Annotated in this window: 10 protein-coding genes; 6 read left to right on the top strand and 4 right to left on the bottom strand. The window is 55.5% G+C overall.

Annotated elements, in window-relative coordinates; translation table 11 throughout:
* Window positions 1-41: 41 nt before the first annotated feature.
* On the bottom strand, window positions 42-1,127 hold the full coding sequence (locus ABLQ08_RS25715) for a substrate-binding domain-containing protein (protein WP_352948315.1): 1,086 nt from the start codon (window positions 1,125-1,127) through the stop codon (window positions 42-44).
* On the opposite strand from ABLQ08_RS25715, the gene ABLQ08_RS25720 reads away from it, so the two are divergent.
* A complete protein-coding gene (locus tag ABLQ08_RS25720; protein ID WP_352948318.1) occupies window positions 1,096-2,199 on the top strand; it encodes a succinylglutamate desuccinylase/aspartoacylase domain-containing protein in 1,104 nt (367 codons plus the stop codon). The two genes, ABLQ08_RS25715 and ABLQ08_RS25720, sit on opposite strands and share 32 nt — an antisense overlap.
* Window positions 2,200-2,463: 264 nt before the next feature.
* Here the strand turns inward: ABLQ08_RS25720 and ABLQ08_RS25725 are convergent, their stop codons facing one another.
* On the bottom strand, window positions 2,464-3,999 hold the full coding sequence (locus ABLQ08_RS25725) for an ABC transporter substrate-binding protein (RefSeq protein WP_352948321.1): 1,536 nt from the start codon (window positions 3,997-3,999) through the stop codon (window positions 2,464-2,466).
* 230 nt (window positions 4,000-4,229) lie between these two features.
* On the bottom strand, window positions 4,230-5,099 hold the full coding sequence (locus tag ABLQ08_RS25730; RefSeq protein ID WP_352948324.1) for a LysR substrate-binding domain-containing protein: 870 nt from the start codon (window positions 5,097-5,099) through the stop codon (window positions 4,230-4,232).
* Window positions 5,100-5,229: 130 nt separating this feature from the next.
* On the opposite strand from ABLQ08_RS25730, the gene ABLQ08_RS25735 reads away from it, so the two are divergent.
* Window positions 5,230-6,822, top strand: a complete 1,593-nt coding sequence (locus ABLQ08_RS25735; protein ID WP_352948327.1) for an aldehyde dehydrogenase (NADP(+)) — start codon at window positions 5,230-5,232, stop codon at window positions 6,820-6,822.
* 195 nt (window positions 6,823-7,017) lie between these two features.
* On the opposite strand, the gene ABLQ08_RS25740 is transcribed toward ABLQ08_RS25735, so the two are convergent.
* Entirely contained in the window at window positions 7,018-7,647 is a 630-nt protein-coding gene (locus ABLQ08_RS25740; protein ID WP_352948330.1) for a GntR family transcriptional regulator, read from the bottom strand.
* 37 nt (window positions 7,648-7,684) lie between these two features.
* On the opposite strand from ABLQ08_RS25740, the gene ABLQ08_RS25745 reads away from it, so the two are divergent.
* From ABLQ08_RS25745 to araD1, 4 genes are all read left to right on the top strand, one after another.
* Window positions 7,685-7,828 carry a hypothetical protein gene (locus tag ABLQ08_RS25745; protein WP_352948333.1) on the top strand — a complete coding sequence of 48 codons (144 nt, stop codon included), beginning with the start codon at window positions 7,685-7,687 and terminating at the stop codon, window positions 7,826-7,828.
* Between the two features lie 397 nt (window positions 7,829-8,225).
* The gene (locus tag ABLQ08_RS25750; protein WP_352948336.1) at window positions 8,226-9,431 is read left to right on the top strand and encodes a M20 metallopeptidase family protein; all 1,206 of its coding nucleotides are present in this window, start codon (window positions 8,226-8,228) and stop codon (window positions 9,429-9,431) included.
* 100 nt (window positions 9,432-9,531) lie between these two features.
* Window positions 9,532-10,734, top strand: a complete 1,203-nt coding sequence (locus ABLQ08_RS25755; protein ID WP_352948339.1) for a Rid family hydrolase — start codon at window positions 9,532-9,534, stop codon at window positions 10,732-10,734.
* Between the two features lie 142 nt (window positions 10,735-10,876).
* Window positions 10,877-11,863: an AraD1 family protein gene (araD1, locus tag ABLQ08_RS25760; protein WP_352948342.1), complete on the top strand. Its 987-nt coding sequence runs from the start codon at window positions 10,877-10,879 to the stop codon at window positions 11,861-11,863.
* Window positions 11,864-12,054 lie beyond the last annotated feature (191 nt).

Consider the following 12,054-nt stretch of genomic DNA (forward strand, 5'->3'; position numbering starts at 1 on the left):
AAAATTCAGGTTACCCCGCGACGCTCGGCGTCACGGGATGATCAATCAGCCGGGATTGCGCATGTGCTGCTCCCTTCGACGAGCTTGGGATCATCCAGAACCAATCCGGAAGGATCGTTCGGGTGAGCAAGCCGCCAACCGACAATGTCTACAATCGCCTTGGCCACATGTTCCGCGTTGCGGCCAACAGCTGTCAGCCTTCTGTCAACGGGAGTGCTGGCATCCTGCGCGCGAAGGTGAACCACACTGACGTCCTTTGGGACGCTCAATCCTGCCTGCTCAAAGCCACGCCTGATTTCGTCATCGGAAAACCTGCCGGAGACGACGAAGGCTGTAGGTGCCATTTCGGCATTCCCCATTTCCTCGTTCAAGCATGCCGCAATGCCTTCCGCGGCATCCGGGCTTCCGTCGTTGACCCGCAACACAAGCGAATGCGCCCTACCTGGAAGCGACGAGAGGCTTTGGGTATAGAGGTTTTCAATCTCTCCATAGCCTGCACCGGCATCAAGTCGTTCCGTGACCAGTCCGATCCGACGGTGTCCCTGGGTTCTGAGATGCTTCAGCGCCATGGCGATGCTTTTGGCGCGGTTACGCACAATCACATCCACATCAAGCAGTTCCAGCTGACGCCCTTCCACGATCATGTGACGCGCCTTGGACTTCAAAAGTGCCAGCGCCTCGACGGGCAGGATCGACCGGCGCGGCTGCAGGACGCAGACATCAAAGCCTCCCTTCCCCAACAGGTCGCGAAGATCCGATACATCCGAGTAAGTAACGCTGATTGGCTTGTGGCCAACCTCATGAAGCGCGGATTGCAGATGAGTCGCAATTTCCGCTCCCCGCCGCGAAGGCGTGGAGTGACTTACAATCAATACGCGCGCCGACTTTGTATTGTCTTGTGAGACAGGAACCTGGTCAGCACCGGCGATAAACGACCCGCGTCCGACGAAACTCTGGATCAGCCCCTCTTCCTTGAGCGCCTCAAATGCTCTTTGTACGGAAAACTGGCTGACAGAATGACTTGCAGCAACGTCGCGTATGGTCGGCACGCGCGATCCGGCGGCGAGCTCGGAAAACTCCGCGCGCAGCTTGTCTATGAATGCCGATCCGTTTGGGCTGTCCGCCATGTCATTCCTCCGATGTATTGACCTCTACCGTACAATATGTTTGTTTGTCAAACAAATTGTATTAGCAGGAAAAACTTGTATGCCTACATTTGTAATGGACGAACTCTCAAAGTCCTATATGCAAGTCGAATACGCTCCAGTGGAAATTTCGGCCTACGAGGAAGGGAACTCGGGAATCCCTTTTGTCTGGACCTTTGATTCCGAGCGCGAAGGCCCTCACGCCATGGTCTGCGGCATCATGCACGGCAACGAAATAGCAGGCGCGGCCATTCTGGATCGCCTGATGAGATCCGGACTACGCCCAACCAGGGGCAAATTAACGTTTTGCTTCGGAAATCCGGAGGCTTACGAGCGCTTCGATACCGACGAACCCTATCAGCACCGGTATGTCGACACCGACATCAACCGCGTCTGGGGCGCAGAATTGCATGATGAAAAAAACCAGGACCGTGAGGTTCTTCGCGCCCGAAGGCTGCGTCCCCTGGTCGAATCGGTCGATTATCTCCTCGACATTCATACAATGCAGGGACGCGGTGAACCCGTTGCGCTGGTTCAAGGCAAACGCGCAGCGCTTTCACTCATCTCGAAAATCACTAAGATCCCCTTCGTTCTAACTGGAAAAATGCACCAGGCAGACCGCTTGCGGTTAAGGGACTTTTCACAGTTCGGCGACCCGGATAGCCCCGCCGTCGCCATTCAGGTCGAGGCAGGCCAGCACTGGGAAGCCGGCGCCATCGACGAGGGCGAAGCAATAGCCCTTCAATTCCTGGAATGCGTTGGCATTCTTGACCCAAATTGCACGACTTCCGAGCAGTCGCAAAAGCAGCTTGAAATTGTTGAGATCGTCCTTCCCGAGGGCGGCCAGTTTGAATATGCAGACGATTTCAGGAACGGAACATTCTTCCCGAAAAAAGGCACCCTGCTCGGCTATGCCGGCCCCACAAGGCAGGAAGTGCGGAGCCCCGTCGACAATTGTTACTTCATCATGCCGGTTCACTTCCGACTGAATGGCGGCAGCTGCGGCAGGTTTGCACGTGAAATCTCAAACGCTCCAAGCGACCTCATCCGCTGAGATCAGTCGAAAACACACATGGCAGAAACAAAAAAGAGGCCGGTCGGTGACCGGCCCTTAAGGCTGCAGACAAGATCGTTTTCTGGTCCATTCAATGTGATTGTGGGATTGCATTGAACGCACTTTTTGGCATCACCTCACGGTGATACAATTCTTTGGCGGCACAGCGCTGCCTCTTCTATGTTTCAAGATATTTCACGGACTACAAATGGAAGGAGAGAGCAGCCTGCGACCACCCTCTCCGACCGACGTTTCGCATACAGATCAAACGTTGCCTGGACCAAAATCCAGATAAGGCAAGGGGTAGGGAGACCAGTCCAGGTCACGCTTCTTGCCGTAGAGCCAGGTTTCCTGGAACAGGATCATACCCATCGGGTCATTGGTTTCCCATTCACCCATCATGTCCTGGAATGCTTTCTGACGAGCCGCCGCATCCGGATTGGTTTCCAGCACCTCTCCGCCAGCATTGAACGTGTCATTGACCCAACCCCAACCTCGTTTCTTCATGACACTCGGCTTGAACAACCGCCAGAGGATTGTCGCTGGATCCTGCCAGACCATGGTTGCTGACATATTGCGGATTGAATGATGTCCCTTGGTGATCTGCTTCCAGTTTTCACGGATCTGCAAGTCAACATTGATCCCCACGGCACGCCACATTTCCCGCAGTACCTCCGCCACTGCAACTTCCGTATCGATGACGTTCGGCAAAAGTGGATAATCGATCACCTCGCCCTTGTATCCCGATTTGGCCAACTCCTCCTTCGCAAGCTCCGGATCGAAAACGGGCACCGGATAACCGTCGTCGTAGATTTCACCAAAGCTCGGCAGTTGCAGTCCGTTCGGCACGGACGCCCGCCCTGCAAAGAGCGCATCTACAATCAGCTGGCGGTCGACCGCAAGGGAGAGCGCGCGCCGGAAATGCGGGTTCTTCATCATCGGATGCGCGAACTCACCCTGATTGAAGATGAGGATGCGCATCTTGGCACCAGGACCTCCGACAACCTCCAGATCGTCGTACCCTTCCACCGTCGCGATCTGATCGGCGGGAAGCACTGTGATCAGATCAAAGTCACCTGACGCAAGTCCGGCGATCCGCCCGGCCACTTCAGGAACTTCAACAAAGCGCAGCGAAGCGACATTGGGCGCTCCTCGCCAATGGTCATCGAACGCTGCGAGCTCGAAGGCATCGGCATTCAGGTTTTCGACCCTGAAAGGACCGGTTCCGATCGGCTTCAGTGCCCAGTCGGTGTAGCTTTCCGCCGCCTGATAAGCCCGCTTGTTGACCACTTCGCCCGACCACATGGCAAACCGCTGCTCAAGGATCGGATCGACTTCCGTCATGGTGATGCGCACGGTGTGGTCGTCGATGATTTCGACATCCGCGATATTCGAGAAGAATTGCGACAACCGAACCGGGCCATCGCTTTCCCGACGCTCCTTCGAAAAGGTGAAGGCGACGTCCTCGGCAGTCATCGTGTCGCCGTTGTGGAATTTCACCCCTTCACGAAGATGAAACGTAATTTCCTTGTGATCCTTGATCTCCCAGGAAGTGGCCAGACCAGGGCTCGGCGCCATCTGGTTCTGGAAATCCAGTTCAATCAATTTGTCGAAAACATTGTATGATATGGGAACCGTAAAGTCTGACGTATCGCGGCCGGGGCTAATGTTTTCCGGCAGACGCTGCACGCCGATTACAAGATCGCGACGCGCCTCTGCCGTCGCAAGTTTCGGCATCATCACGGCTCCCGCAGCAATCCCAAGCCCCTGCAAGAAGCCGCGCCGCGCTAAAGTTAGCATAATTACCTCCCAAACTATCCTGCCCGCACCCCTCACTCGGGCACGTTGATATGGCGAGAGTGTCACATCATACAATACAATGCAATATATTAATATTGTAATGTTCGATCGACGCTGAATGACAACACCGGCGCTCCTTCGGGCTTCACCGAACAGAATCGAGTTCGAGAATGTGAATACGCCACGCGGCGACACCCCTGGGCCGCGCAAAACGTTTTCGCGCCACTCGTTCAGGCGAGTTCTGCTTCAATCCAGCTCAGAAAAACTTTAACGGCGCTCCGGTTGCCGTGATTTTCAGGATAGACCAGATAATACTGACGCAGGCTCGGGATTGTAATATCGAGAGCCGGGCGGATTCGCCTGGTCTGCAACTCGGCGTCGATGAGGGCCGGGTCCATCAGGGCAATGCCTGCCCCTGCGACGCAGGCATCCAGTATTTGAGAGGTATTCTGGAACTCCAGGCGCGCTGCAGGCGCTACAAACTGCTCACCGAGCCTTGCGAAAAACTCGCTCCATTCAGTTGGAACCTGAGAATTGTAGAGCAGAGGAGCGGTCTTGAGGTCGCCTATATCCGCAACTGTGTCAGCCAGCTGAGGCGCACAGATCGGCATCAGATTTTCGTTCAGCAGCAACCGCGACACAAGGTCTGGCCAGTCCCCGCCTCCCCTGCGAATGACAAAATCAAGATCTTCGGACTCAAAACTCGACTTTTGGGTGCTGGTCTGGATCGCCAGCTCCCAATCGGGAAAATGAGACTGAAACCGCTCAAGGCGAGGCATGAGCCACCTGGTCGCGAAAAACGGCACGACCGACATCTTGATCGTTCGGCTCCGCTTGGGGTCCATAAGGACGTCGGTAGCGCGCAGCAATATCTGAATGCCCTGCTGAACATTCATGAAGTAATACTCACCATTTGGCGTCAGAGAAACACCTCGCTCGACCCGCGCGAACAACTTTGCCCCGAGCGTGTTCTCAAGCTGGCGTATCTGGTGACTGACCGCTGAAGGACTGATGCATAACTCCTCAGCTGCCCTGTTGAAACTCAACAGACGCGCCGCCGCTTCAAAGGTTCTCAGGCTGTTAAGTGAAGGATAGGCCATAAGAGTGCAGTCTGACTCGCTCGATTAAGATGAGTATTTCCTCATCTATATCTCCAAAATCATCTTTTGTCAGATCCATGTTGACCACCTAAATTTCGGCAACCGAACCCAACACTGGCTGAGACGGAACATGACAGGTCTGACTGGAAAACTATTGATCAACGGAAGCTGGGTTGCTTCTTCGTCCGAACAGGGAACTTTCGCGGCGATCAATCCCGCCAACAATACGGAACTGCCGACTGCGTTTTCCAACGCGGCGCCTGAAGATGTGGACCTGGCGGTGAACGCGGCAACCGAAGCCTTCACGTCCTATTCAGCACTGCCGGCACAGGACCGAGCAACGTTTCTTGAGGCGATTGCAAATGCCATGGAGAACTCGGCAGACGGCATCGTAGAACGAGGGATGCTTGAAACCGGACTGCCGGAAGCGCGCCTTCGCGGTGAACTTGGCCGCACGACCGGACAATTGCGCTTGTTTGCCAACCTGCTGAAACGGGGCGACTGGAAACACGCGGTCATCGACACCGCTAATCCGGAGCGCCAGCCCCTGCCGAAACCGGACATTCGCCTGACCCAGATCCCTCTCGGACCCGTCGTGGTGTTTGCGGCCAGCAACTTCCCGCTCGCATTCTCGACCGCGGGCGGCGACACCGCCTCCGCCCTTGCTGCCGGCTGCCCGGTTATCGTCAAGGCCCATTCCGCCCATCCGGGAACGTCCGAACTGGTTGCGGACTGCATCCTTGCCGCCATCAAGGAGACAGGCGTTCCAACTGGAACCTTTGCACTGATACACGGTCCCGGTCGCACTTTGGGTAAGGCGCTGGTACAACATCCTGGCATCAAGGCGGGCGGATTTACCGGGTCCGTGGCCGGAGGTCGCGCGTTGTTCGATGTGGCCTCACAACGCCCCGACCCGATCCCGTTCTTTGGAGAACTCGGCTCCACCAATCCGGTATTTTTGCTTCAGGAAGCCCTTGCAGCAAAAGGTGAGGCAATCGCCCAGGCCTTTGTCGGCGCGATGACCCTCGGCGCCGGTCAGTTCTGCACCAATCCGGGCATCCTCGTCGCACGTTCGAATGAAACGACAGAGGCGTTCATCAAAAGAGCAACCGAACTGGTTGCCGAGCAGCTTCCCCAGACGATGCTGACGCCTACCATCTGCGCAAGCTATCGGGAAGGAAATGCGCGGCGTGAGAGCGATTTGGGTGTATCTGTTCTGGCAAAGAGCGTTGAAGCCGACGGCAATGGCGCAGCTCCCGTTCTGATGGCCGTCTCGGCGTCCGACTATTTGGCCAATCCTCATTTGCAGGAAGAGATCTTCGGGCCATCGACCCTGATGATCCTGTGCGAAACCGATGAGGAAATGCTGCAGATCGCCAAGAGCTTCCATGGCCACCTGACCAGCTCACTGTTCGCCGAAGAAGCAGACAGTGAAATGAGCACCGCCCTCGCATCGGTGATGCAGAACAAAGTCGGCCGGCTGATCTTTAACGGATACGGTACCGGCGTTGAAGTCTGCGCCGGCATGTCGCACGGCGGCCCCTACCCGTCGAGCACGAACGTGCAGTCAACCTCCGTCGGAGAACGTGCAATCGACAGGTTCGTTCGCCCGCTTTGTTATCAGAATACGCCGGATGCATTGCTGCCTGATGAGCTGAAAAACGCCAACCCACTGGGCATTCCACGTCTGGTCAATGGCAACTGGACAACAGACGCCATCTAAGTGCGAACAAAAGAAGGGAGCGCTGGTCACCCCGCGCTCCCGGTCTGCCGGTCCATTGCCGGCAGGCCAGCGCTTATGTTACGCGCAATGACAGGCTCATCGCGACAACCAAGCCGAAGCTTGGACGTTATGCGTATCGAACAGCCTGTGTAGCCCGATGCTGCAGGCCGGGGGTTCGGCGTCAAGCGCTGCAGATCAAAATGTCTTTTTCAGCTTCTCGGTATAGTAGACCACAGCGTCCTGCATCGCCTTTTCAGCGGCATTCGCGTCCTTGTCCTTGCAGGCCTTGATGAGGGCATCGATTTCCGAAATCAACGCATTGGCCAATTCGGAATGTTCGTCGTCTTCGGTAATGCTGTACCAGACGCGCAATGTGATGTTGAAGAGCATTTCGGAAAGCTCGAACAAGGTCTTGTTGTTCGCCGCCTTGCCAAGTACGGCGCGCACCTTGTTGCTGATGTTGTTCAGGTCTTCCTGCGTTCCCTCGTTGACATACCCCTCGCATTGCGCCTTCAGAGCCTCCAGTTCCTGGATTTGCTCACGGGTAATACGGGCAATCGCCAATCGTCCGAGGTAACCGTCCAGGACGAAGCGGACCTGGTAAGCCTCCTTGACCAGATTCAGCTCGATCGGCGCCACCATGGCTCCCGCTCGGGGAATGATGGTCACGAGCTTTTCCCATTCCAGTCGCGCAAGATTTTCCCGGATTGGCGTGCGACTGACATCCAGCTCTTCCGCCAGATTCTTTTCCTTGATGATCTCGCCGGATGCGTATTCGCCGGAAAGTATTCTTTGTTTGATTACGCTGTAAATTTCTTTGCTCATTCGAACCTCAAAAGCAGCAGAAAGATACGCCCGTCGCATGGAAATCACATGCGTCAACGTCTATCTGCGCCTGCAGATCGGCCACGGCCAGATCCATCTTCTACTTCTGGCGCTTTTCAGCAGACGCGCGACTGGTCCGGACCGGATGTTCCGTCACGATTCTCCGATTCGCTATCCGTGAAAATACCGTAACAATCGCCGGTTTCATGACTTTCTCATTTGAACCTCTCTTAGAACTCGCATTTCGATTAGGCAACGAAATTCCGCCTGAATTCTCTCGAACCCCATTGGGCCACCAAGCCTAATTGCCACTCCTGATGAGCGGCACTTCCACCGCACAACTCACGGCCTTAACTCCAGGCCGCGAAACCCAAAATCACTCACAACCATGACTAACGTGTTGATTTTTAGATATTTTCTGGAAGACCAACACCATCATCAATTATGCCTTTCTATTTTGTATATCACTAATAAATCTTTTTAGATTTTTTATTTTTGACAAAATATCAGTAATGTGATGTCCTGACTTCACAAAAATACAGAACTGCCAGAAAATCCAAATACGAGTGATCAGTCACATGTCTCCAGACATCAAAACCCGCGTAAAAGAGCTGGAAGAAGAGCTCATCGCACTGCGTCGCGACTTTCACATGCACCCCGAGCTGGGACTGGAGGAGCACCGGACTGCCGGTATCGTCGAGACCTATCTTGAAAACCTTGGTCTGGAAGTCAGCCGCATGTGCGGAACCGGCGTGATTGGCATCTTGAAGGGCGGACAGCCCGGCAAGACGCTGATGCTGCGTGCCGATATCGACGCCCTGCCGATCGACGAAATGACTGACCATGAGTTCAAGTCACTCAATCCCGGTGTCATGCACGCCTGCGGCCATGACGGCCATACATCCATGATGATGATCGCTGCAAAGATACTGACCGAGTACCGGGCCTCGCTGAAGGGCACCATCAAGTTCGTTTTCCAGCCCAACGAGGAGAACGCCTGCGCCGCAGACATGGTCAAGGAAGGCGTTCTGCAAAACCCGTCAGTCGATGCCGTTGTTGGCACCCACCTGATGACCAGCATTCCAACCGGCAACGTATCGGCCGACGATGGCCCGGTCATGGCTGAAAGCAATGTCTTCAAGTTGACCTTGACCGGTAAGGGCGGGCACACCGCTATGCCGGACGAATCCATCGACCCGATCGTGACCGCGGCCAACATCATTCAGCAGATACAGACGATCCAGGCGCGCGAAATCAGCTCGCACAAACCAACGGCCATTGTCTTCGGCAGCATCAAGGCAGGCACGATCGCCAACATCATTCCCGAAACCGTTGAGCTGGAAGGCACAATTCGCTGCCTCTACGATTCCCGTAAAGAGCCCGGTGAGACCCTGTGCGAGAAGTTCGAGCGCATCATCAAACACGTATGCGCGGCAAACCGCACCGAATACGAGCTGGAATACACCTTTATCAACCCCCCGGTCGTGAATGACCCGGACGTCACTGCCGTGGTGCGCGAGACCGCCGCCCAGGTGGTGGAAGGCACAGATAAGAAGGTCGTTCCGTATGTCACCATGATTGGTGAGGATTTCGGAGAATTCACACAGGACGTCCCGGGAACATTCTTCTTTGTCGGCGTCGGCAACAAGGAGAAGAAAACCGACTTTCCACATCACCACCCGCGCTTTGACATCGATGAGGACGGTCTTGCCATCGGTGTGGAGATGCATGTCACGAGCGCCATCAATTACCTGAATGGCCAGATGAGAAACGATCTGGGCTGACTTCGGTCAGGGCTTCGCCCCCGGTCCTTGAACCCACGACTCCCCAGTGCTCAAGGATCGCCCCTTTTTCTTCTTTGATCGCAAACAAGCCGGTTTCGCCATGCCAAGAAAGAACTTCAATCCGAAAAACTTCGAACTGGACGTGGACCATCCCTGGACCATGGCCATTCACACCAATGATATGATCGTCCTCAACCCGCAGCTGGACCTGGATCACCCCGATGATCTGGACGAACAGACCCGAGTAAGCATCGATCATATCCGCAAGCTGCTCGCCGACGTCGGGTGCACGGTCGCCGACATCACAAACTTGCGCGTTGAATACGTCAACAAGGGCGACGTCGACGAGGACACCTACCGCCAGAGCATTGTTGATCAGCTACCGGACCTGAACGGTGCGACCATTGAGATGGTGCCCTTCGACAGACTTGTCCTGCCTGAGCTTCTGGTAGAAATCTGCACCTATGCAATGGCGAAACAAGACGGCAGCAAGCTCGAACGGGTCAGTGTCAATCCGACCGATTTGCATCACCCGGGCGCACCTCTTTCTCAAGGGCTGAAATGCGGAAAGCTTGTCTATGTCGGACAGCAGGTCCCCCGCGATGAAAACGGAACCGTGGTTCATGAAGGCGATTTCTCCAGGCAGAGCGCTCTGGTACTCGATCAGCTGAACACGGTTCTGACCGAACTTGGCGCCGATCTATCCGACTGCGTGAGGCTCAACGTCTTTTACGATTGCTCCGTTACGCAGGCAGAGTGGACGGCCTTCGCCAAACATCTGAAGACCCGCTTCGGAGACGGTCCGGGTCCCAGCCTGACGGCAATTCCCCTGCCGCGCCTCTATCCGTCCGGCACGAAGATCGTGGCGTGTGCCTGGGCGATGCGTGGTGAAGATGGCGGGAAACTTGAAAAGAAATATGCCGGACTGACCCGCAATGCGCAGATGCCGGACAATCTGCTTTGGCGTCATGGTATCGAGTGCGCCGATATGGTTCTCGTCGGCGGTCAGGCCGCATTTGATGCGGACGGTTCTGTTCAATTCGCCAATGACCACGTGCAACAGACCAAACAGACAATGGACAATATCGATGCGACTTTGTCCGAGCTCGGTCTGCGGCTGCAGGACGTTCACAAGATCAACTCCTACTACGTCCTCAGCACGGTCGACGAGTTCAACGAAAATCTGGAAACCCGCAGCCACTATTTCCAAAAGCCAGGCCCCGGCTCGGTGGGACTACCTCTCGACAGCCTGTCCGCCGATGGTCTGAGAATTGAGGTGGAAGCGATCCTGGTGAAGCAGTGACGCGCTCGCCCCGGTCAAACTGACCTGCACTGAAACCAGTTCCGAATGACAGGGGAGACAGATCCAATTCAGAAACCGTAGTGGTTCGCTAATCTGTCTCCATCGATAGCCCTATCGCCCTTAGCCCAAACGGGAAGACAAAATGAGACTTTCTCAGCTGATTGACGATCAAGGTCAGAAAATTCTCTGCGCAACAGACGACGCCGGTGTTTCCAGAAAACTGGCGGACGTCTCCGATCTCCGCTCGCTGGCACTTCAAGCGATCGAAGAGAACAAATCCATCGTTGACCTGGTTGCTGAAAAGCAAAGCGACGAGGTTGTCGACCTGAAGGCGGCGCTAGACGAGAACCGGGTTTGCGTCCCTATCGATCACCCTGATCCGGCGCATCTTTATGTCAGCGGTTCCGGACTGTCCCATGGTTCCTGGCTGGAGCTGGAAGGAGAGCTGGAAAGTGACGAAAGCAAGTGGCCGGATCATCTGAAGACACTGGTTCAGGGCAAACGTGGTGGCAAACCTGCAAAGGGTGAACTCGGAGCCCAGCCCGAATGGTTCTATAAAGGCACCGGCGACATCCTGGTGGCACCCGGAGGGGCGGTGGAACACCCGTTTTTCGGTGATGGCCCCGGAGAAGAAGCCGAGATTGCCGGCATCTACATTATTGGCCCGGACAACGAGCCATTCTGCGTCGGCTACTGCCTCGGCAACGAGTTTTCCGACGAACAGATGTACTTCAAGAACGTCTACCACCTGGCGCAGTCGAAGAAGCGGAATGTTTCACTGGGCCCGGAAGTGCTCATTGGAGATTTGCCGAAAAATATCAAGGCCCGGATCTCCCTGGAGCGCGGCGGCAAACAGTGCTGGCAAGCCGAGTTCCGGACCGGTGAGGACAACATGTTGCACAGCCTGGACAACATCGAGGCTCACTACTTCAAGTATCGCAAGTGGTACAGGCCGGGCGACATCCACGTGCTCTATTTCGGCAACGCCGTGATGAGCACCTGCCAGGACCAGGTTGTCGAAGATGGTGACGTCTTCAGATACGAGTGCGACCTCTTCGGACTGCCGCTCGTGAACACAGTGTCGTTCGGCAAGGACTTTCCGATCGTGACGGCCCGCCCACTCTGGTGAGTAAGGTCTGCGCAAAAGCCTCGGGGAACCGAAAAGCACCCCCCCCAAGGACCTTTACTCGTCACCACGCATCGAAGACGCAACTCGGGAGGATACGACTTGTCAGCAGAGGCGCTCATAGAATTTCAGGATGTCACGAAGTCGTATGGTGCGTTGACGGTTCTTGGGGATCTTAACTTCAGTGTCGGGTC

The sequence above is a fragment of the Roseibium sp. SCP14 genome (assembly GCF_040329475.1).
Taxonomy (GTDB): Bacteria; Pseudomonadota; Alphaproteobacteria; order Rhizobiales; family Stappiaceae; genus Roseibium.

Coding starts and splice junctions, on each gene's coding strand:
- ABLQ08_RS25720 (WP_352948318.1), top strand. CDS start 1,096: ATGAATGCCGATCCGTTTGGGCTGTCCGCCATGTCATTCCTCCGATGT.
- ABLQ08_RS25715 (WP_352948315.1), bottom strand. CDS start 1,127: ATGGCGGACAGCCCAAACGGATCGGCATTCATAGACAAGCTGCGCGCG.
- ABLQ08_RS25725 (WP_352948321.1), bottom strand. CDS start 3,999: ATGCTAACTTTAGCGCGGCGCGGCTTCTTGCAGGGGCTTGGGATTGCT.
- ABLQ08_RS25730 (WP_352948324.1), bottom strand. CDS start 5,099: ATGGCCTATCCTTCACTTAACAGCCTGAGAACCTTTGAAGCGGCGGCG.
- ABLQ08_RS25735 (WP_352948327.1), top strand. CDS start 5,230: ATGACAGGTCTGACTGGAAAACTATTGATCAACGGAAGCTGGGTTGCT.
- ABLQ08_RS25740 (WP_352948330.1), bottom strand. CDS start 7,647: ATGAGCAAAGAAATTTACAGCGTAATCAAACAAAGAATACTTTCCGGC.
- ABLQ08_RS25745 (WP_352948333.1), top strand. CDS start 7,685: ATGGAAATCACATGCGTCAACGTCTATCTGCGCCTGCAGATCGGCCAC.
- ABLQ08_RS25750 (WP_352948336.1), top strand. CDS start 8,226: ATGTCTCCAGACATCAAAACCCGCGTAAAAGAGCTGGAAGAAGAGCTC.
- ABLQ08_RS25755 (WP_352948339.1), top strand. CDS start 9,532: ATGCCAAGAAAGAACTTCAATCCGAAAAACTTCGAACTGGACGTGGAC.
- araD1 (WP_352948342.1), top strand. CDS start 10,877: ATGAGACTTTCTCAGCTGATTGACGATCAAGGTCAGAAAATTCTCTGC.